This window comes from uncultured Paracoccus sp. (assembly GCF_947487305.1).
Classification (GTDB): domain Bacteria; phylum Pseudomonadota; class Alphaproteobacteria; order Rhodobacterales; family Rhodobacteraceae; genus Paracoccus.
On record NZ_CANKWH010000002.1, the window covers coordinates 236,759 to 257,974 of the forward strand.

Genomic DNA, 21,216 nt, shown 5'->3' on the forward strand with positions numbered 1-21,216 from the left:
TAAGTTGACGCAGCGGCAAGATTTCCCTCGCCGCTGTGTTTGAGAGATCGAAACGATGTCCACATGCATCAATCTTTTCCGGCTTACGGGCCTTGCCCTGCTGGCCGCCCCGGCGGCCTTCGCACAGGATGTCAGCGACCTGGCCAAGGACCTGAGCAACCCGGTCGCCTCGCTGATCAGCGTTCCCTATCAGCTGAACTATGATTCCGGCATCGGGCCGGATGGCAATGGCACACGCAGCACGCTGAACGTCCAGCCGGTCGTGCCGTTTTCACTGGGCGAGGACTGGAACCTGATCTCGCGGACGATCATCCCCTTCGTCCATGTCAGCGACATCGTCCCGGGCGAGTCGCGCTCGGGCATGGGCGACGTGGTGCAGAGCTTCTTCCTGTCGCCCAAGGCGCCAACCGATGGCGGGCTGATCTGGGGCGCGGGTCCGGTCTTCCTGCTGCCGACCGCCACGAATGATCTGGGGGCTGACCAGTTCGCCGCCGGTGTGACCGGGGTGGTGCTGAAACAGAGCGGGCCCTGGACCTTCGGCGCGCTGGCCAATCACCTGTGGGATGTTGGCGGCGGCTCGGACGCGACCGATATCAGCGCAACCTTCTTCCAGCCCTTCGTCAGCTATTCGACCCCGGATGCGATGACCATCTCGTTCAATGCCGAGGCCACCTATGACTGGGTGCAAAACGAGGGCTCGCTGCCCTTGAACCTCGTGGCAAGCAAGGTGGTGAAGGTGGGTCCGAACCTACTCAGCGTCGGCGGTGGCATCCGCTATTGGGCGGACGCGCCGGAAAACGGCCCAGATGGCTGGGGCGCCCGCGCCGTGGTGACATTCCTCTTCCCGCGCTGAGGCGGGGTTCTACCGGACCCGGGGCTTCTCGCCCTGGGTGATCAGCCGGGCAGAATTCTGCCCGGTCATGAAGCTCCACACCCAGCTCAGCGCCACCGCCAGCCGCGAGCGGGTGCCGATCAGGAAGTAGATATGGGCAATGCCCCAGGCCCACCAGGCCGGCCAGCCCCGCATCCTGAGCTTGCCATATTCGATCACCGCCGCGTTGCGCCCGATGGTGGCGAGGTTCCCCATCGAGCGGAAGCGGAACGGTCCCGGCAGCTTGCGGCCGGTCAGCCGGGCGCGGATCACCCTCGCGGCGTAATTGCCCTGCTGCTTGGCCGCCGGTGCCACGCCCGGCACCATCTGGCCCTCGCATTCGACATGGGCGGTATCGCCCAGCACGAAGATCTCGGGCTGGCCCGGCACGGTCAGCTCGGGCGATACCATGACCCGCCCGGCCCGGTCGGCCTCGGCACCCAGCCATTCGGCGGCGGGCGACGCCTGCACCCCGGCCGCCCAGATGACCGTGCGGGTGGCGATGAAATCGTCGCCCAGCCTGATCCCCTCGGCGGAGATGTCGGTCACTGGCTTGCCGATCAGCACCTCGACCCCGCCCTTCTCTTCCAGCGCCTCGGCGGCATAAGCCGACAATCCGGGGCTGAAGGCGCCAAGGATCCGCGGCCCGGCCTCGATCAGCAGGATGCGGGCATGGCGGGTGTCGATCTGGCGGAATTCCTCGGGCAACACGCGATGGGCCAGTTCGGCGATGATGCCGACCAGTTCCACCCCGGTCGGACCGGCGCCGATGACGGCGAAGGTCAGGAAGGCCGCGCGCTCGGCCGGGTCGCGACTCATCTCGGCCCGTTCGAAGGCCAAGAGCAGCCGGCGGCGGATGGTGGTGGCATCCTCGAGTGTCTTGAGACCGGGGGCGTGTTCGGCCCATTCGTCATGGCCGAAATAGGCATGGCGCGCGCCGGTGGCGATGACCAGGATGTCATAGGGCACCCGCCCGCCGTCCTGCAGCAGCACCTGCCGCGTCTCCTTGTCGATTCCCGTCACCGTTGCCAGCAGCGTGGTCACGTCCTTGCGCCGCGCGAACAGCCGCCGGATCGGCCAGGCCACGTCCGAGGTCGCCAGCAGCGTCGTCGCCACCTGGTAGAGCAGCGGCTGGAACAGGTGGTGGTTGCGCTGGTCGATCAGGGTGATCTCGCAGCCGGCGCCCTTCAGTTCCTTGATCAGCTGCAGCCCGGCAAATCCCGCGCCGATCACGACCACCCGCCGGCCTTCGGTATCCTCTTTCATCGTCAACCTCCTGCCACTCGTTCACCCTGCACTTGGGGACGGACCCTCGTCAAATGAAGGAGAACGCGGCGTCAGGACTGATTGCCAGAATGGTAAACGGCCCCGCATCGCTGCGGGGCCGTTTCCGTCTCATCACCGATCAGGCGCTTAATGCGCGCGGTTGTGATCCCAGTCCGACTGCTTCGGCAGCTGCTCGAAGGTGTGCTCCGGCGGCGGCGACGGCAGGGTCCATTCCAGCGTGTCGGCATATTCGTTCCAGTAGTTCGCGACCCCGACCTTCTTGCCATAGAACAGCGTGTAGAAGACGATGCCGATGAAGAACAGGAACGAGGCGAAGGACAGATAGGCGCCCATCGAGCTGATATTGTTCCAGAAGGCGAACTCGACCGGGTAGTCGATGTAGCGGCGCGGCATGCCCTGGCGGCCCAGGAAGTGCTGCGGGAAGAAGATCAGGTTCGAGCCGATGAACATCATCCAGAAGTGCAGCTTGCCGGCCCATTCCGGGTACTGGCGGCCCGACATCTTGCCGATCCAGTAATAGACCCCGGCAAAGATTGCGAAGACGGCACCCAGGCTCATCACGTAGTGGAAGTGCGCCACGACGTAATAGGTGTCGTGATAGACGCGGTCCAGCGGCGCCTGCGACAGCACCACACCGGTCACGCCGCCGACGGTGAACAGGAAAAGGAAGCCGAAGGCCCAGAGCATCGGCGTCTTGAACTCGACCGAGCCGCCCCACATCGTCGCGATCCACGAGAAGACCTTGATGCCCGTGGGCACGGCGATGGTCATGGTGGCCAGCATGAAATAGCTTTGCTGGGTCAGCGACAGACCGACGGTGTACATGTGGTGCGCCCAGACGACGAAGCCCAGAACCCCGATCGCGGCCATGGCCAGAACCATCGGCAGGTAGCCGAAGATCGGCTTCTTCGAGAAGGTCGCGATCACCTGGCTGATGATGCCGAAGCCCGGCAGGATGATGATGTAGACTTCCGGATGGCCGAAGAACCACAGGATGTGCTGATAGAGGATCGGATCACCGCCACCCGAAGGATCGAAGAAGGTGGTCCCGAAATTGCGGTCCATCAGCAGCATGGTAATGGCACCGGCCAGAACCGGCAGCGACAGAAGGATCAGCCAGGCGGTGATGAAGACCGACCAGGCGAACAGCGGCACCTTGAACAGGGTCATGCCGGGGGCACGCATGTTCAGGAAGGTGGTGATGATGTTGATCGCACCGAGGATCGAGCTGGCACCCGACACGTGGACGGCGAAAATCGCCAGGTCCATCGAATAACCGCCTTCACTCGTCGAGAGCGGCGGGTAAAGCACCCAGCCCACGCCCGAGCCGGCCTGCTCGTTGCCACCCGGGGCCAGAAGCGAGGCGATGCCCAGGCAGACGCCGACGACATACATCCAGTAGCTGAGATTGTTCAGCCGCGGGAAGCTCATGTCCGGGGCACCCAGCTGCAACGGCATGAAATAGTTTCCGAAACCGCCGAAGAGCGCCGGGATGACGACGAAGAACATCATCAGGACGCCATGATAGGTGATCATGACGTTCCAGAGATGGCCGTTGGGCGTGCAGACTTCGCCCGCCGCCGCAGCGATGAACCGTGCGCCTTCAAGGCACATGTACTGGACACCGGGATGCTGCAGCTCCATCCGCATGTAGACGGTGAAGCTGACCGAGATCAGACCCACCAGACCGGCGGTGAACAGATACAGGATGCCGATGTCCTTGTGATTGGTGGACATGAACCAGCGGGTAAAGAACCCGCGTTGGTCGTGATGGTCGTCGTGGCCATGTGCGGCTGCGTCTGCCATGCGCGATCTCCCTCGTAAGTCGTGCGGCCGGCGTTGAGACCGGCAATATTGCGCGCCTTTGTAGACGAGGCCTTAGAACGCGGCAATGCGTCCTTTGGCCTAAAACGCAGCGCCCCCGCCAAAAAATGCGTTTTCGGCGGGGGCGCTCTGGATTTTCCGGGCGGCGGTTTGTCGCAGCCGCCTTGACTTGCCTGGCCGGCGAACGGGTTGGGCCGCGACCTTAGTTGGTGGCGGGTGCCTCGCCCGATTCGCCCTCGGCTGCCGGTGCGGCAGCGGCATCAGTGGCCGGGGCCGCAGCTGCGGCATCGGGCGAAACCGAAGCCAGATAGGCCGCGACATCCGCCTGACCCTTGTTCAGCTTGAAGGTCATCTTGGTCTTTGCGGCCGGATCGCTGGTCTTGGATTCCAGCCAGTCATTGGGGTTGGTGATGTAAAGCGCCAGCTCTTCCTCGGTCCAGACGAGGTCCGGGTTCATCTCGGCGGCTTCCTTGATCCCGTCACCATAGGCATAGCCTTCCTGGCCCGCGACCTTGCGGCCGACGACGTTGAACAGGTTCGGGCCGACGCCGCCGCCCTTCACGATATCGGTGCCCGAGGCATCCTGAATCATGTGGCAGGCCTTGCACTTGCGAAATTCTTTCTCGCCGGTGGCCACGTCCTGCGCCAAGGCCGGGCTGACAAGGGCCAGGGTGGCCACGGCGCTGATGATGATCTGTTTCATTGCAACTCCTCAACTGCAAGAATTGGTTCTCCCGGCCAGTTATAGGTCTGCAAACACCCGGCTGCCAATGGTCGGTTAGTCGCAATTGCGCGACCAGCCAACCCGCAGCGCGACAGCGGGCAAAAAAGAGCTGGCGTCGTTAACAATTGCGTAGCCAGCTGCGTCAAACACGACTCTCGCGGTCTGACACACGCAGGAGTATAACGATCTCGTCTTCGGACAAGGACGGCTGGCCAAAGGCCCGACAGCACATTCTCCTCCTCGGCAGGCGCATCGGCGACCTGCTTGCGCTGATCGGGCCGGATGCTCACACGGACGGGATCAACCGGGCCCTCCCTGGCGGAACATCCGTTCGATCCGGCTGCCGCGCTTGACCGGGACTGGAGAGGATGGCGGGCCGCGCAATGCCTCGGGGGGGGCCGGTACTGCGCAACCGTTCGGTTGCGCTGACGTGTCGCGATACCGCTATCCTCGACCAGCACCTGCGGCTTCAGGGCCGGAACGGCGCTTGCCTGACGGGCGGGTTGCGGGCTGTGCAAGTGCAGCAATTTCGTTGAAAGCCGGCGCGAAAAGCGCGATAATGATGTCTTTCAGCGTGTTTCGCCCCCGTTCCGCCATGAACGTTTTGCAGGTCTTTGGCGCGAACCTGCGTCAACTGACAGCCCTGCGCGGCCCGCAAACGCTGGTGGCCGGTCAGCTTGGCATTAGCCGCGTGCAGTTCCAGCGCTACCTGCGATCGGAATCCTTTCCCAAGCCCAACGTGTTGCAGCGCATCTGCCGCTTCTTCGGCGTCGATGCGCGCATCCTGACCGAAATCCTGGCCCCCGAGCAGCTGGCGATGCTGCGCAATGGCCGCACAATTGCCGATGCGCCGCCCCGTGGCGATCTGGGGATGCAGGAGGCCATGGCCTATGCCTGCCCCGACCAGGACTACTTCACCCCAAGCCGGGAATTGCCCGATGGCATCTACCAACGCTGGCGGGGGGCGAAATCGCGGCTCGATTGCGCCTATGTCAGCCTGATCCAGATCCGCACGCTGGAGCGGGCGCGGGTGGTGCGCAGTTTCGACATCCGCGGCGTCTGCGACAGCAAGGACCGCGTCACCGGCCGCCAGCGCGAGTTTCGCGGGGTGCTGCTGCATTGCCAGGCGGGCTATGTCGGGCTGTATTTCCACAGCGAGCCGGGACGCCATGTCACCATGACCTTCCTCACGCCCTTCGAACTGAACTACCAGCCCGCCGCCGTGGGCTTCAGCTGCCTCGCCCGCAGCGCCATGCCCGATCATGCCCGGATCACCCGCAGCCTGCTTTTGCATGTCCCGAAAGACTGCGGCGCCCGCCTGCGCGCCGGTCGGCAGAGCGGTTTTGTCCCCTGGGACCGGGTGCCCAAGCAGGTCCTGCCGCTGATCGCGCCTCAGGACGAGAGGTTCTGATCCGCCCCGGCAAAGACCGCGTCGAAACTGCGCCGCAGCGCCACGTCCAGATCAGCCATGCCGACGGGCAAGCCCAGATCGACGAGGCTTGTCACGCCATGGCCGCTGATGCCGCAAGGGACGATGCCGCCGTAATGGCTCAGATCCGGTTCGACATTGATGGCGATGCCGTGAAAGCTGACCCAGCGGCGCAGCTTGACGCCGATGGCGGCGATCTTGTCCTCGCGCGGGGTGCCGTCGAACAGCGGCACCTTGTCGGGCCGGGCAACCCAGACGCCGACGCGGCCCTCGCGGATCTCGCCCTTGAGCCCGAACTCGGCCAGCGCGGCGATGACCCAGTTTTCCAGCCGCTGCACGAAGGCCCGCACATCCCGCCCGCGCCGGTTCAGGTCAAGCATGACATAGACGACCCGCTGCCCCGGCCCGTGATAGGTATATTGCCCGCCCCGCCCGACCGCGTGCACCGGAAAGCGCGCCTGCAACAGGTCCTCGGCCTTGGCACTGGTGCCGGCGGTATAAAGCGGCGGATGCTCGACCAGCCAGATCAGCTCATCCGCCTCGCCCGCGTGGATCGCCGCGACGCGCGCCTCCATCACGGCCAGCGCCTCGTCATAATCCGTCAGACCGGGGGTTGTGAGCCATTCCACCATGGGGGGGATGTGGCACTGGGTGGCGACGGGTGCAAGATCGAAGCTGGTGCCGCCCGACGAACCGCGACGCAGCAGAGGGTCAGTGGCCTGCCGTGGGTGGCCGTTGCGGCAGATCGTCGGGGTGCTTTATGGCGCAAAGCGCATCGAACGGCTGTTCAGCGCGGATGGCCACGCAAGCGGCCAGCCGCCGGGACGACGGGCCGCTGGCCCGGCGGCGCGATGCGCCTTGTTCCGGGTCGGGTGTGTCACGGGAGATGGCAATAAGCACGGTCATGTGCGCAAACTGAAATGTGTGTACTCTCCAAGGCCAAGCCGAGTATATTTTCTCGCAAGCTAAGTGAGTGCCACCTGAGACTATGTATTTGATTTTTGGAGCGAATATGAAGAAATTTCTTCTCTCATTTGCGCTGGTTCCGACGATCGCGATTGCGGCCAACGATCCAAAGGCATGCCACTCGAATATCGGGGATGTAGAGCGGCTCGCCTGCTATGACAACGCTACAGAATACAGCGTGCCTGCCGAGACAGATTCCGCCACATCAGCATCGTCACCTGTGCAGTCTGCTGAAGCTGGGAAGCAATGGCATGTCGAGATTGATGGAAGTGCCCTTGATGATCGCAAGGACGTCTATCTTCGGGTTACCAGCGATGAGGCAGAGGCAACGGGCTACGGAAATACGAGCTATGCCACGCTCTTTGTACGCTGCATGAAGAACTCGACAAACGCCTTCATTTCCTTCAGCAGCTATACCTCGGATGGTCAGTCAGTCAAATATCGCTTGGACGATGGACCCATGCGAACGGTATGGATGGAACCAATCAACGGTGGCGATGGAATTGGTATCTGGTCCGGCGCTCGCGCAATTCCCTTCATCAAAGATCTCTTGAACAAAGAAAAATTGGCGGTCGCATACGAATCATACAGTAACGCCAACTTGGAATTCACGTTCGACGTTTCGGGCTTGCGCGCCAAGATTGGCCCGCTCAGTGAAAGTTGCGGCTGGACCCCCTAATCGTTCTTGAAGCTGATTACTTTTGGACTGCCGAATGGAATGGCTTGCACTCTAGCACAGCAAAGAACCTTTCAACCTAGTCAAAGTATCACTTCAACCATTCTCAAAAACGGAAGCGGGGGACCAGAAGGCCCCCCGCGAATCCGCTCTTTGCTCGCGAAATCAGTTCCGCGCCTTGTCGACCATCTTGCCCTTGGAGATCCAGGGCATCATCTCGCGAAGCTTGGCACCGACCTGCTCGATCTGGTGCTCGTCGTTGATCCGGCGGGTGGCCTTGAAGCTGGGCTGGCCGACCGAGTTTTCCTGCATGAAGTCGCGGACGAACTTGCCGGTCTGGATGTCGCGCAGCACCGCCTTCATCCGGGCCTTGGTCTCGTCATAGGGCAGGATGCGCGGGCCGCTGACATATTCGCCATATTCGGCGGTGTTGCTGATCGAGTAGTTCATGTTGGCGATGCCGCCTTCATAGATCAGGTCGACGATCAGCTTCACCTCGTGGAGGCATTCGAAATAGGCCATTTCCGGCTCGTAGCCGGCTTCGACCAGCGTCTCGAAGCCCATGCGGATCAGCTCGACCAGACCGCCGCACAGCACCGCCTGCTCGCCGAAGAGGTCGGTCTCGCATTCCTCGCGGAAATTGGTCTCGATGATGCCCGAGCGCCCGCCGCCAATGGCCGAGCAATAGGACAGACCGATATCCATGGCCTTGCCCGAGGCATCCTGATGCACGGCCACCAGGCAGGGCACGCCGCCGCCCTTGACATACTCGCCGCGCACGGTGTGGCCGGGGCCCTTGGGCGCCATCATGATGACATCGACGCCGGGCTTCGGCTCGATCAGGCCGAAATGCACGTTCAGGCCATGGGCGAAGGCAATCGCCGCGCCTTCGCGCAGGTTGTCATGGACGTATTTCTTGTAGGTCTCGGCCTGCAGCTCGTCCGGCATGGTGAACATGATCAGGTCGGCCCATTTGGCGGCCTCGGCGATCTCCATGACCTTCAGGCCTTCGGCTTCGGCCTTGGCCGCCGAGGGGCTGCCCGGACGCAGGGCGACGACGACGTTCTTGGCGCCCGAATCGCGCAGGTTCAGCGCATGAGCGTGGCCCTGCGAGCCGTAGCCCAGAATGGCGACTTTCTTGTCCTTGATGAGGTTCACATCGCAATCGCGATCGTAATAGACACGCATGTCGTGGTCCTTTGTTAACCGATGTGGGGTTTCTACGCCCTAGCCTCGCCCTTGTCCTGTTCATTCATCACGAATTTTGCCATGATCTCGAAAAAATCATGCGCGCCAGATGAACGGACCGAAAAAATCATGCCCGACACCACCGACCGCCGCATTCTGCGCCACCTGATGGCCGATCCCGACGCCCCCGCCGCCGAACTGGCCGAACGCGCCGGGCTGACCACGGCAAGCCTGTGGCGGCGGCTGGAAAAGCTCAGGGCGCAGGGGGTGCTGAAGGCGATCGAGCAGCGCATCGACTGGCGTGCCCTTGGCTGGGAGGTCGAGGTCAGCTTGCGCTTTACCCTCGACAAGACCGACCCGCGCGCCTTCGACGAATTCATCGCCGCCGCCCGCAAGGTGCCGGAAGTGACCGAGATCCAGACCTTTCTGGGCAGCGTCGACCTGCGCCTCTCGGTCATCGCGCGCGATATGTCGCATTGGCAGCGCATCTATCGCGACAGCATCCTGACCCTGCCCCATGTCAGCGACAGTGACGCGCTGATGCTGGTCTCGACCATCAAGAACAGCACCGAGGTTGCGCTGTGACCGAGATTGACACCACCGATCAGGCGATCCTGCGGCTGCTCTCGCGCGATGCGACGCTGAGCGCGGCCTCGATCGGCCGCAGCCTCGGGCTGACCCAGCCCGCCACATGGCGGCGGATCAAGCGGCTGACCGATGCCGGCGTGCTGGCCGGGCGACGGGTGGTCCTGGACAATGCCGCGCTGGGGTTCGGGGTGACGGTGTTTCTGGGCATCCGCCTTGCCACCAAGGGCCGCACCAGTCTTGAAGATTTCGAGCGCGCGGTGACCGCGATCCCCGAGGTTCAGGTGGTTCAACATGTTCTGGGCCAGTTCGACTACCGGTTGCGAATCACCGCCCGAGACATTTCCGATTTCGAGCGCATCCTGCGCCGCAGGATCATGACCCTGCCCGGCGTCGGCCAGGTCGAGGCCAACGTGATGCTGTCCGAGGAACGCCGACCGGGGCCGCTGGGGGCCGCGACGTGACCCTCGCTCGCCGCCCAAGGAGATAATCCCATGCCTGCCCGCCGCCTCTGGCCCACCGTCCGCAACCTGATCCTTGCGCTGCTGAATGCCACGCTGATCCTTGTGGCCCTGTGCCTCTGGCTCGCGTGGCGGCTGACCTCCGAGGTCCATGCCGTGACCGCGGACGTGGCCGGGGAGCTGGCGCAGAACCTAGTCCCGGTGCAGCCGCTCAGGGACGAGGTGGCGGCGCTGACCGGCGAGGTGGCGGGGCTGCGCGCCGATCTGGCGGCGGTGCGCGAGGGGACCGCCCTGCCCGAGGCGGTGGAACGCTTGGGCGTGGCGGCGGAGGGGTTGCAGGCGCGGCTGGCGGGGCTGGCCGAGAAGACCGAGGCGGTGACGGCCGATCCGGGCCTGTTGATCGACCGCGCCGCTGCGGCGGCAGCCGGGAAACTGGGTGACGAGGCGCAGGAACTGATCGGCTGCCGGGCGGCAGCATCGGCCAGCGGCGGCTGATCCTTCGGGACCGTTGCGCTTTGCGCCGCGACCCGGCAGAAATCGCCCCATGCCATATGCGTGGACCAACAGGAACGAGGGCGGGGCCGAGCTGGTGCTGTGGCCCTTCCGCTCCTTGCCGCGCAAGGGGTTCGTCTGGTTCATCGGTGTGACGGTCGTGCTGCTGACCGTGCCCTTGGCGGCGGTTCTGGGCACGGCTGTGCTCTGGGGACTTCTGCCCTTCATGGCGCTGGCGGTGGGCGGCATCTGGTGGGGACTTCAGCGCAGCTATCGCAGCGGCGAGACGCGCGAGGTGCTGCGCATGGACCGCCAGCGGCTCAGCATCCATCGCAGCGATCCGGGACGCGCCGCGCGGGACTGGGAAACCAATACCTACTGGGCGCGCCCGGTGCTGCGCAAAGGCCCGGTCGAGGATTACCTGACCGTCACCGACGGAAAGCGCGAGATCGAGCTGGGCGCGTTCCTGACGCCCGAGGAACGGCGGGAACTTCACGGGGAATTGCTGCGCCGGCTGGCCGACCTGCGCTGACCCGGCAAAAGAAAACGGCGCCTGACCCAAGGCCAGACGCCGCATTTTCGCTTCGCAAGCGGCCTGTTCAGGCCAGCAGCTTTTCCTTGACCATCGGGCCGACGGCGCCGAAATCCATCTGCCCGGCATGGCGGGTGCGCAGTTCGGCCATCACCCGGCCCATGTCGCGCACGGAATCGGCACCCAGATCGGCAATCGCCTTCTGCACCGCCTCGGCCGATTCCTCGGCCGACATCTGGCGCGGAAGATACTCCTGGATCACCTTGATCTCGTTGTATTCCTTCTCGGCCAGCTCCATCCGGCAGCCCTCTTCGTAGGCGCGGGCGGATTCCTGGCGTTGCTTGACCATCTTCGACAGGATGGCGATCAGGTCGGCATCGCTCAGCACCGCCTCGTCGCCGGCACCGGTGCGCGCGGCGATCTCGCGGTCCTTGATGGCCGCGCCGATCAGGCGCAGCGTCGACAGCCGCTCGCTGTCGCGGGCTTTCATCGCTTCCTTGGTCGCGGTCTGCAGTCGGACACGCAAATCCATTGTCTGATCCTTGCTCATGCTCCGCCCATCTGGCGGAAAGCCGGTCATTTAGGGAGTCTGCCGCCGCAAATCAAGCCGCGCCGGCTTGACCCCGGCACCCGCCCCCCCTATTGACAGGCCGATTTCAAGACAGAGGTGCCGCGATGGCCGACAAACCCACAGCCTGCCTGGCGCTTGCCGACGGCACGGTGTTCTTTGGCCAGGGCTTCGGCGCGACCGGCGAGGTCGTGGCCGAACTGGTCTTCAACACCGCCATGACCGGCTATCAGGAGATCATGACCGATCCCTCCTATGCCAGCCAGATCGTCACCTTCACCTTCCCCCATATCGGCAATACCGGCGTCACGCCCGAGGATGACGAGGCGCCCGAGCCGGTGGCCAGCGGAATCATCGTGAAATGGGACCCGACCGAGCCGTCGAACTGGCGCGCCACCAGCGACCTTGTCGAGTGGATGGAGCGCCGTGGCCGTATCGGCATGGGCGGCGTCGATACCCGCCGGCTGACCCGCGCGATCCGGTTGCAGGGCGCGCCTCATGTGGTGCTGGCCCATGACCCCGAGGGGAATTTCGACATTGCCGCGCTGGTCGCCCGCGCCCGCGACTGGAAGGGACTGGTCGGCCTCGATCTGGCCAAGGATGTCAGCTGCGCCCAGAGCTATCGGTGGGATCAGGGCCTGTGGTCCTGGGAAAAGGGCTTTGACGAGACGCCCGAGCGCCCCCATGGCGAGAAACCCTTCCGCGTCGTGGCGCTGGATTACGGTGCCAAGCGCAACATCCTGCGCTCGCTGGCCTCGACCGGGGCCGAGGTGACGGTGCTGCCGGCGACGGCCACCGCCGAAGAGGTGCTGGCCCATGATCCCGAGGGCGTCTTCCTGTCGAACGGCCCCGGCGATCCGGCGGCGACCGGCGAATATGCCGTGCCGATGATCCAGACGCTGCTGGCGCGTGACCTGCCGATCTTCGGCATCTGCCTCGGCCATCAGATGCTGGCGCTGGCGCTTGGTGCCAAGACCATCAAGATGAACCACGGCCATCACGGCGCCAACCACCCGGTGAAGGATATCGAGACCGGCAAGGTCGAGATCACCTCGATGAACCACGGCTTCGCGGTGGACAGCCAGACCCTTCCCGAGGGCGTCAAGGAGACCCATGTCAGCCTCTTTGACGGCAGCAATTGCGGGCTCAGGGTCGAGGACCGGCCGGTCTTCTCGGTGCAGTATCATCCCGAGGCGGCACCGGGTCCGCAGGACAGTTTCTACCTGTTCGAACGCTTTGCCGAGGCGATGGCGCAAAGGCGCGCGGGCTGAAAACGCTGCTTTAACAGCTTTTTAACGCCTGACATGCAAGCAATGGGTGAACCGCAGGGAGTCGCCCGATGCTGCCCATTGCTTCCGAGCCTGCCGAAGACCCCGCCAACCCGATCACGGCTGCCGCCGCACCGGATCGCGCTGACAATGTCCTGCCCCTGCCGGGGCCGGGCCTTCGCTCTGCCGCCCTTGCCCGTTACGGGGCAGCACTCGACGCCGCGCCCCAACCGCGCGAGCTGCGTCCGCTCGGCCAGATCCTCCTCGAAGACGGCGCGGTCAGTTCCGAGCTTCTGCTGCGCGCGGCGGTGCTGCGCCGGCGACAGGACGCCCGGCTCGAGGACATCCTGCTGGCCCAGGGCTGGGTTACTGAAGACGCGCTGACCCGGGCGCTGGCCCGGCAATGGCGCACCAATACCGTCGATCTGCAGGCCCAGCCCCCCGATCCGCGCCTCATCGACGAGTTGGGGGCCGAGTTCTGCATGACCCATGCCCTCGTTCCCTGGCGCCGCACCGCCGGGCTGACTTGGGTCGCCACCGCGCGGCCCGAGGCTTTCGCCCGCCTGTCGCAGGAGTTTCCCGAGGGGTTTGGCAACCTGCGCATGCTGCTTTGCTCGGAAGTCGCCGCGCAGGAGGCGATTCTGCTCACCCGCCGCACGCAACTGATCCGCGCCGCCGAGGCAAGGGTGCCAGCCCCGGAAAGCTGCCGTCAGGCCAGCCGGGGCCGGGCGACCCGGATCGCGCTGGGGGCGATGGCGATGCTGGCGTTTGGCCTCGTCTTCGCGCCGGTGGCGATCCTCGCCGCACTGGCGATCTGGGTGATGGGCACGCTGGTCTGCGTGACCGTGCTGAAGGCGCTTTGCTTCGCGGCAACCCTCGCTGGAGAACGGGCCGAGCGGCGGGCCAAGGCCGATCTGGCGGCGCTGAGCCGCACCCCGCCCGAGATGACCGGACCGCTGCCACTGATTTCCGTCATGGTGCCGATGTTCGCCGAAAGCGACATTGCCGAGCGGCTGGTCGGGCGGCTGGCGCGGCTGACCTATCCGCGCGAGCTGACCGATATCCTGCTGGTGATCGAGGAAGGCGACCGCATCACCCGCGACGCGCTGGCCGTGGCCGGCCTGCCGCGCTGGATCCGCGTCGTCACCGTGCCCGACGGCCCGATCCGCACCAAGCCTCGGGCGCTGAACTATGCGCTGAACTTCTGCCGCGGCCAGATCATCGGGGTCTGGGATGCCGAGGACGCGCCCGAGCCCGAGCAGCTGCATAAGGTCGCCCGCCGCTTTCACTTCGCCCCGGAGGACGTGGCCTGCCTGCAGGGGGCGCTGGATTTCTACAACCCCCGCACCAACTGGCTGGCGCGCTGCTTCACCGTCGAATATGCTGGCTGGTTCCGCGCCATCCTGCCCGGCGCGGCGCGGCTGGGGCTGGTCATTCCGCTTGGCGGCACCACGCTGTTCTGCCGCCGCGCGGCGCTGGAGCAGGTGGGGGCCTGGGACGCGTGGAACGTCACCGAGGATGCCGATCTCGGCGTGCGATTTGCCCGTCGCGGCTTGCGCACCGAGATGCTGGACACGACCACCGATGAAGAGGCCAATTGCCGCACGGTGCCCTGGGTCAAGCAGCGCTCGCGCTGGATCAAGGGCCATGCGCTGACCTGGGCCGTGCACATGCGCGATCCGCGCCGGCTGCTGGCAGAGCTGGGGGCGAAACGCTTCATCGCCTTCCAGGTGCAGTTCCTCGGATCGCTGTCGCAATACCTGCTGGCCCCGGTTCTGCTGAGCTTCTGGCTGATCGCCCTTGGCCTGCCGCATCCGCTGGCTGCGCCGCTCTCGACGCTCTGGCCGGGTCATGCGGTCGCGGCGCTGGTCGCGCTGCTGCTATCGGCCGAGGCGGTCAACATCGCCATCGGCCTCTGGGCGGTGCGGGGTTCGAAGCGCGGGCATCTGCGCCTCTGGGTGCCGACGCTGCATGTCTATCACCCGCTTGGCTGCCTCGCCGGCTGGAAGGCGATCTACGAGGCCGTTGTCAAACCCTTCTACTGGGACAAGACCGTGCATGGCGTCTATGACGGGCCGCAGGATCAGGCCGAGACCGAGGCCCTGCCGGCGGCGATGCCGCAGAACCCCGCCGCGCATCTGCCGGGGACGGTGGCGATCCCGGTGCTGGGCGTGCTCGATGACGGCCGCGCAAGGCGGACCCCGCCCGCGCCCGAGCTGCAGGACAGGCTGCGCGAGTTGCTGGTCGCCTCGAACAGTATTCTGGGACAGGACTCGATGTCGGGAACCGCCGAGGACGAGCCATTCGGATCAGCGCAGGAGATGTCGGCGCCTGCCGCTGCCCCGCGCCGTGATCGTGGAAGCGATGCCGGCGCGCGCGGAAAGATGCCCGCGCCCCTGCCCCGCCATCTGCAACTCTCTTTCATGCGCCGCAGGCGCGGGGCCGCCTGATCGCGCGGCCATTTTCGGCACCACATGACCACAACCCGGCGCGTCCCTGCGCCGGGTTCTCGCCGTGCCAAAGCTGCCCGTTCACCCCTCGACCTCGACCGTCGGCAATTGCGCGGCGATGATCGCCTCGGCCTCGCGCCCCTGCCGCGCCAGCGTTTCGGCCAGCGCGTCCAGCGTCGCGGCCCCGGTCTCGCGCAGCAAGAGGTCCTGCCCGCCCGCGCCGATTTCCTCCATGTCGAGCGGCCGGTCGGTCAAGAGCCGCCCCGAGGCATGCAGCCGCCAGAGGAAACGATGCGCCGACAGCAGCCTGTCGGCCTCGGCGCCCGCGATCAGCCCGGCGCGCTTGCCGGCGCGGACCTGCGCCGCCACACCGCGCGCGGGATCGCCCGTGCGCAGCGCGAAGGATTGCGCCAGAAGCTCGATATCCTGCAGATGACCCGGCCCGATCTTCGCCTCCCAGGCCCCGTCCGGGGCCTTGGCGCGGAAGATGCGGCCGCGCATCTCGGCCAGGTCGGGCATCACCTGCGCCGCGCCCCCCCGATCCTGCAGCACCCTGTGACGCAACGCCTCGACCTGATCGGCCAGCGCCGCGCCATCCGGGCCGGCAGCAGCCACCGGACGGGCGCGGGTCAGGGCCAGATGCTCCCAGGTCCAGGCCTCGGTCATCTGGTAATTCTCGAAGCTCTGCACCGAGGTCGCCACCGGCCCCTGCCGCCCCGAGGGACGCAGCCGCATGTCGACCTCGTAAAGCCTCCCCTCGGCGGTCGGTGCGGAAACGGCGGTAATCATCGCCTGGGTAAGCCGCGCGTAATAGGGTCGGGTCGCCAAGGGGCGCGGCCCCTCGGACATCTCGGCCCCCTCGGCGTCATAGATGACGATGAGATCCAGATCCGAGCCGGTGTTCAGCTGCCGCGCCCCCAGCGAGCCCATGCCTAGCACAACAGCCCCGCGCCCCGGGGGCGGGCCATGGCGCCGCGAGAACTCCTCGACCGTCACCGGGAACAGCGCGGCGATGGCGGCATCGGCCAGATCGGCATATTGCACCGCCGCCTCGTCGGCATCGATCAGTCCCCGCAACAGGTGCACGCCGATGCGGAAATGCCATTCATGCGCCCAACGCCGCGCCGTATCCAACGCCTGTTCATAGCCACCCCCCGGCGCGTCCAGCGCCGATTTCAGCGCCGCCGAAAGGCTGGACTGCAAGCCTTCGGCCCGGGGCCATGGCGCAAAGAAGCTGCCGCCCAAGACCGCGTCCAGCACCGCCGGGTGGCGCGAGAGATAGCTGGCCAGACCCGGCGCGGTGCCGCAGATATCGACGATCAGCTCGATCAGCTGCGGATTGGCCTCGAACAGCGAGAACAGCTGCACCCCGGCGGGCAGGCCCGACAGGAAGGCATCGAAGCGCGCCAGCGCCTCGTCGGGATGCGAGGCGCGGGCCATGCGCGACAGCAGTTCGGGCTGGACTCGGCGGAAGATCGCGCGCGCCCGGTCCGAGCGCAGCGCCGGGTAATCCGCCCAACGGGCGATGATCGCCTTGGCCTCGTCCGAGAGATCGGGCAGCTTGCCGGCCTCGCCCGGCGCGAAGAAGCTTTCGGTCAGTTCGTGCACCCGCTCCAGCCGCGCCTTCAGCCGGGACGACCATGCCTCCACATCCGCCTCGCCCATCATCTCGGCGATGATCTGCAGCCCCTCGTGATCCTTGGGCAGGCTGTGGGTCTGGGCGTCATGCACCATCTGGATGCGGTGCTCGATGTCGCGGTGCTGGCGATAGTGATCGGTCAGCTCGTCTGCAACCTCGGTCGGGATCCAACCCTTCGCGGCCAGCGCCGCCAGCCCGCCGACGGTATCGCGCCGGCGCAGGTCGGGATCGCGGCCGCCGGCGATCAACTGGCGGGTCTGGGTGAAGAACTCGATCTCGCGGATGCCGCCCCGGCCCAGCTTCATGTTGTGGCCCGGCACCTCCAGCCGCCCGCCCAGACCCTTGTGGTCGCGGATGCGCAGCCGCATGTCGTGGGCGTCCTGGATGGCGGCGAAATCCAGATGCTTGCGCCAGACGAAAGGCCGCAGTTCCTCGAGAAACCGCTGCCCCGCCTTCAGGTCGCCCGCCGCCGGGCGCGCCTTGATATAGGCCGCGCGTTCCCATGTGCGGCCCTCGGCCTCGTAATAGGTCAGCGCCGCCGAGGCCGAGATGCAGACCGGCGTCACCGCCGCATCGGGGCGCAGCCGCAGGTCGGTGCGGAAGACATAGCCATGCTCGGTATTGTCCGACAGCGTCGCGGCCATCTTGCGGGTGGCGCGGATCAGCGCGGCGCGGGCCTCGTGCTGGTCGTCGGGATCATAGGCGTCATCGTCATAAAAGACGATCAGGTCGATGTCGGAGGAATAGTTCAGCTCGCCGGCGCCGCCCTTGCCCATCGCCAGCGCGAAGATGCCGGCGGCGTCCACCTCGCGGCCCTCGCGCGGGGCGGGCAGCTTGCCGCGCCGCGCCTCGGCGGCGACATGAACACGCAGAGCCAGATCGACGGCCCGGTCGGCCAGAGCCGAGATCGCGCCCGTCACCTGTTCCAGCTGCCAGACCCCGCCCAGGTCGGCCAGCGCAGTGAACAGCGCCACCCGCCGCTTGGCCTGTCGCAGCGCCACGCCCAGATCATCGGCATCCAGCGCCTCGAACCCCGCGGTGACGGCGGCCACCGGGTCGTCGAGGTCCAGCGCGCCGGCCAGCCAGTCGGCTTCCTGCTCGATCAGCCCGGCGAGGTAGGGGCTGCAGCCCGCCGCGCCGGCGGCGAGGTCGACAACCGGGGCGGGCAGGCCGGCCAGCGCCTCGCGCGCGGCCTCGGCACGGACCGAATCATGGGGGATGGGCGAATGGCTGATCGAGGCGGCAAAATCCATGCCAGCCACACTAGCCATCGCGGGAATCGCGTCAACGGCCCCCGAACGGCCCCCGGAGGACTGCGACAATGCTTGGCGCGTCCGGCAAAGGTTGGTAGGGTTCCGCCAATTGGCGCGATTATCAGGAGCGTCGGCGAGCGCCGGCGAGGTGCATGACGACTGACCTTTCCAGGCTTCTTGCGGCAGGCAGCTGATGCGCCATACCCTGCCCCATGCGCCGCAATTCTATGTGACGGCTCCGCAGCCCTGCCCCTATCTGCACGGGCGGGCCGAGCGAAAGCTGTTCACCGCGCTGCACGGGGAAAACGCTGCCGAGTTGAACAACGCGCTGTCGCGCCAGGGCTTCCGGCGATCGCAGAACGTGCTCTATCGTCCCAGTTGCGAAAGCTGCACCGCCTGCATGTCGGCGCGCATCCGCGTCGCGGATTTCCAGCCCTCGCGCACGCAGCGCAAGCTCCTCCGCCGCAATGCCGCGCTGCGGCGCCTGTCGACCAGTGCCTGGGCAACCGAGGAACAGTACGAGCTGTTCCGGCATTATCTCGACCATCGCCATGCCGATGGCGGCATGGCCGACATGGACATCTTCGAATTCGCCGCGATGATCGAGGAAACCCCGGTGAAAAGCCGGGTGATCGAATATCGCGGCCCGCGCGCGCTTGGTGACGGGCAGAAGCCCGCAGCCGCCGCCGCCGGCGCGCCTGCCGGGGGCAAGGCGGCCGAGGATCACCTGGCCGCCGTCTGCCTGACCGATGTGCTGGATGACGGGTTGAGCCTCGTCTACAGCTTCTACGACCCGGACCTGCGCGCGGCCAGCCTGGGCAGCCATATCATCCTTGATCACGTCGAACTCGCCCGCTCGGCCGGGCTGCCCTATGTCTACCTGGGCTACTGGGTGCCGGGCAGCCGCAAGATGGATTACAAGGCGCGCTTCTCGGCGCTGGAGATCTACAAGGGCGGGGTCTGGCAGCCGATCGGCGACCCCGAGAGCCATAACAGCGAGACCCATCCGCTGTCGGTCGATCCGATCGTCGAGCAGGTGGCACGGATTTCCCTGCCGCAACCCGAATGAAACTTGCGCCACAGGCGTGCTTCTGGAAATAAAATTACAAAAAACGCGATTTTCGCGTCATTTTCTCCGCGAATTGGCATTGACCCTTCCCAACCGCCCCCCTAGTTTGCGGCAGCGCGGCGTAAATCCGCGCCTTATTTTTCATTACGGAGAGACGGACATGTCCCGAAGCATGACGGGTGCGAAAATGGTGATTGAAGCTCTGCGCGATCAGGGCGTCGACACCGTATTCGGCTATCCGGGGGGCGCCGTGCTACCCATTTATGACGAGATCTTCCAGCAGAACGACATCACCCATGTGCTGGTCCGCCACGAACAGGGCGCGGTCCACATGGCCGAGGGCTATGCCCGCTCGACCGGCAAGCCGGGCGTCGTTCTGGTCACGTCGGGTCCCGGGGCGACCAACGCGGTCACCGGGCTGACGGATGCGCTCCTGGATTCGATCCCGCTTGTCGTCATCTCGGGGCAGGTTCCGACCTTCCTCATTGGCACCGATGGCTTCCAGGAGGCCGATACCGTCGGCATCACCCGCCCCTGCACCAAGCATAACTGGCTGGTGAAGGACACGGCGCAGCTGAGCCAGACCATCCACAAGGCCTTCCACGTCGCCACCTCGGGCCGCCCCGGTCCGGTGCTGATCGACATCCCGAAGGACGTGCAATTCGCCGAGGCCGATTATGTCGGCCCGAAACAGGTCGAGCCGGGCGCCTACCAGCCGGCGCGCAAGGGCGATCTGCAGGCGATCACCCGGCTGGTCGAACTGATGGAACGGGCCGAGCGCCCGATCTTCTATACCGGCGGCGGCGTGATCAACTCCGGCACAGCGGCCAGCCAGCTTCTGCGCGAACTGGCCGATGCGACCGGCTTCCCGGTGACATCGACGCTGATGGGTCTGGGCGCCTATCCGGCATCGGGCAAGAACTGGATCGGGATGCTTGGGATGCATGGCCTCTACGAGGCCAACCTGGCGATGCATGGATGCGACCTGATGATCAACCTGGGCGCGCGCTTCGACGACCGCATCACCGGCCGCGTCGCCGATTTCAGCCCCGGCTCGGTCAAGGCCCATATCGACATCGATCCCTCGTCGATCAACAAGGTCATCCATGTCGATATTCCCATCGTCGGCGATGTCGGCCATGTGCTGGAAGACATGCTGAAGGTGTGGAAATCGCGCGGCCGCAAGGTGAACAGCGCGGCCTTGAGCAAGTGGTGGGAGAAGATCGAGGGCTGGCGCTCCAAGAACTGCCTCGCCTATCGCAACTCCGACAAGATCATCAAGCCGCAGCACGCGCTGGAACGGCTGGAGGCGCTGACCAAGGGGCGTGACCGCTATATCACCACCGAGGTCGGCCAGCACCAGATGTGGGCCGCGCAATACCTGCATTTCGACCAGCCGAACCGCTGGATGACCTCGGGCGGTCTGGGCACCATGGGCTATGGCCTGCCGGCCTCGATCGGGGTGCAGATGGCGCATCCCGAGGCGCTGGTCATCAACGTCGCGGGTGATGCCAGCTGGCTGATGAACATGCAGGAAATGAGCACGGCGGTGCAGTTCCGCCTGCCGGTGAAGCAGTTCATCCTGAACAACGAGCGTTTGGGCATGGTGCGGCAATGGCAGCAGCTGCTGCATGGCGAGCGTTACAGCCAGAGCTGGTCCGACAGCCTGCCCGATTTCGTCAAGCTGGCCGAGGCCTTTGGCTGCGCCGGCGCGGTGGTGCGCGACCCGGCCGATCTCGACGCGGCGATCCAGGCGATGCTGGATTATGACGGTCCCTATATCCTCGACGTGCTGGTCGAGAAGCATGAGAACGTCTTCCCGATGATCCCCTCGGGCCGCCCGCATGACGAGATGCTTCTGGGCGACGCCGAGACATCCGGCGCGATCCAGTCGGGCGGCGCGGTTCTGGTTTGACCGGCCGGCGGCGGGGGCC

Annotated in this window: 18 protein-coding genes; 11 read left to right on the top strand and 7 right to left on the bottom strand. The window is 65.8% G+C overall.

From position 1 onward, the window contains the following. Positions 1 to 55: 55 nt before the first annotated feature. A complete protein-coding gene (locus tag Q1A36_RS03765) occupies positions 56 to 853 on the top strand; it encodes a transporter (protein WP_299839974.1) in 798 nt (265 codons plus the stop codon). Between the two features lie 9 nt (positions 854 to 862). Here the strand turns inward: Q1A36_RS03765 and Q1A36_RS03770 are convergent, their stop codons facing one another. The 3 genes from Q1A36_RS03770 to Q1A36_RS03780 all read right to left on the bottom strand — a co-directional run bounded on the left by Q1A36_RS03770 (position 863) and on the right by Q1A36_RS03780 (position 4,685). Next, positions 863 to 2,137, bottom strand: coding sequence for an NAD(P)/FAD-dependent oxidoreductase (locus tag Q1A36_RS03770; protein ID WP_299839977.1), 1,275 nt, complete (start codon positions 2,135 to 2,137; stop codon positions 863 to 865). Positions 2,138 to 2,284: 147 nt separating this feature from the next. Beyond that, entirely contained in the window at positions 2,285 to 3,964 is a 1,680-nt protein-coding gene (locus Q1A36_RS03775) for a cytochrome c oxidase subunit 1 (RefSeq protein ID WP_299839980.1), read from the bottom strand. Between the two features lie 220 nt (positions 3,965 to 4,184). Beyond that, positions 4,185 to 4,685, bottom strand: a complete 501-nt coding sequence (locus Q1A36_RS03780) for a cytochrome C (RefSeq protein ID WP_299839983.1) — start codon at positions 4,683 to 4,685, stop codon at positions 4,185 to 4,187. A 616-nt stretch (positions 4,686 to 5,301) separates the two neighbouring features. Here Q1A36_RS03780 and Q1A36_RS03785 point away from each other — a divergent pair. After that, positions 5,302 to 6,117, top strand: coding sequence for a helix-turn-helix transcriptional regulator (locus Q1A36_RS03785; protein ID WP_299839985.1), 816 nt, complete (start codon positions 5,302 to 5,304; stop codon positions 6,115 to 6,117). On the opposite strand, the gene lipB is transcribed toward Q1A36_RS03785, so the two are convergent. Further along, complete coding sequence (gene lipB, locus Q1A36_RS03790) at positions 6,099 to 6,767, bottom strand: lipoyl(octanoyl) transferase LipB (protein WP_299839988.1); 669 nt, start codon at positions 6,765 to 6,767, stop codon at positions 6,099 to 6,101. The genes Q1A36_RS03785 and lipB overlap by 19 nt on opposite strands. A gap of 380 nt (positions 6,768 to 7,147) precedes the next feature. Between lipB and Q1A36_RS03795 the strand changes: the two genes are divergently transcribed. After that, positions 7,148 to 7,780 carry a type VI secretion system-associated protein TagO gene (locus Q1A36_RS03795; RefSeq protein ID WP_299839991.1) on the top strand — a complete coding sequence of 211 codons (633 nt, stop codon included), beginning with the start codon at positions 7,148 to 7,150 and terminating at the stop codon, positions 7,778 to 7,780. Positions 7,781 to 7,942: 162 nt separating this feature from the next. On the opposite strand, the gene ilvC is transcribed toward Q1A36_RS03795, so the two are convergent. Further along, positions 7,943 to 8,965, bottom strand: coding sequence for a ketol-acid reductoisomerase (gene ilvC / locus Q1A36_RS03800; protein ID WP_299839994.1), 1,023 nt, complete (start codon positions 8,963 to 8,965; stop codon positions 7,943 to 7,945). 129 nt (positions 8,966 to 9,094) lie between these two features. On the opposite strand from ilvC, the gene Q1A36_RS03805 reads away from it, so the two are divergent. Genes Q1A36_RS03805 through Q1A36_RS03820 form a run of 4 tightly spaced genes read left to right on the top strand, consistent with a single transcriptional unit; the run spans position 9,095 to position 11,035 of the window. Further along, a complete protein-coding gene (locus tag Q1A36_RS03805) occupies positions 9,095 to 9,550 on the top strand; it encodes an Lrp/AsnC family transcriptional regulator (RefSeq protein ID WP_299839997.1) in 456 nt (151 codons plus the stop codon). Beyond that, complete coding sequence (locus Q1A36_RS03810; RefSeq protein WP_299840000.1) at positions 9,547 to 10,014, top strand: Lrp/AsnC family transcriptional regulator; 468 nt, start codon at positions 9,547 to 9,549, stop codon at positions 10,012 to 10,014. The genes Q1A36_RS03805 and Q1A36_RS03810 overlap by 4 nt, the downstream gene beginning before the upstream one ends. A 30-nt stretch (positions 10,015 to 10,044) precedes the next feature. Beyond that, a complete protein-coding gene (locus Q1A36_RS03815) occupies positions 10,045 to 10,506 on the top strand; it encodes a hypothetical protein (RefSeq protein ID WP_299840003.1) in 462 nt (153 codons plus the stop codon). 49 nt (positions 10,507 to 10,555) lie between these two features. Next, entirely contained in the window at positions 10,556 to 11,035 is a 480-nt protein-coding gene (locus tag Q1A36_RS03820) for a DUF2244 domain-containing protein (RefSeq protein WP_299840006.1), read from the top strand. A 67-nt stretch (positions 11,036 to 11,102) separates the two neighbouring features. Here the strand turns inward: Q1A36_RS03820 and Q1A36_RS03825 are convergent, their stop codons facing one another. Next, entirely contained in the window at positions 11,103 to 11,567 is a 465-nt protein-coding gene (locus Q1A36_RS03825; protein WP_299840009.1) for a GatB/YqeY domain-containing protein, read from the bottom strand. A gap of 143 nt (positions 11,568 to 11,710) precedes the next feature. Between Q1A36_RS03825 and carA the strand changes: the two genes are divergently transcribed. Both carA and Q1A36_RS03835 read left to right on the top strand, forming a co-directional pair. Beyond that, entirely contained in the window at positions 11,711 to 12,874 is a 1,164-nt protein-coding gene (gene carA, locus Q1A36_RS03830; protein WP_299840012.1) for a glutamine-hydrolyzing carbamoyl-phosphate synthase small subunit, read from the top strand. A 68-nt stretch (positions 12,875 to 12,942) separates the two neighbouring features. Further along, positions 12,943 to 15,321, top strand: coding sequence for a glycosyltransferase (locus Q1A36_RS03835; RefSeq protein ID WP_299840015.1), 2,379 nt, complete (start codon positions 12,943 to 12,945; stop codon positions 15,319 to 15,321). Positions 15,322 to 15,402: 81 nt separating this feature from the next. On the opposite strand, the gene Q1A36_RS03840 is transcribed toward Q1A36_RS03835, so the two are convergent. Further along, complete coding sequence (locus Q1A36_RS03840) at positions 15,403 to 18,213, bottom strand: glutamine-synthetase adenylyltransferase (RefSeq protein ID WP_299840017.1); 2,811 nt, start codon at positions 18,211 to 18,213, stop codon at positions 15,403 to 15,405. A gap of 193 nt (positions 18,214 to 18,406) precedes the next feature. Between Q1A36_RS03840 and Q1A36_RS03845 the strand changes: the two genes are divergently transcribed. Next, on the top strand, positions 18,407 to 19,282 hold the full coding sequence (locus Q1A36_RS03845) for an arginyltransferase (RefSeq protein WP_299840018.1): 876 nt from the start codon (positions 18,407 to 18,409) through the stop codon (positions 19,280 to 19,282). Positions 19,283 to 19,442: 160 nt separating this feature from the next. Next, positions 19,443 to 21,197 carry an acetolactate synthase 3 large subunit gene (locus tag Q1A36_RS03850; protein ID WP_299840020.1) on the top strand — a complete coding sequence of 585 codons (1,755 nt, stop codon included), beginning with the start codon at positions 19,443 to 19,445 and terminating at the stop codon, positions 21,195 to 21,197. Positions 21,198 to 21,216: the final 19 nt, after the last annotated feature.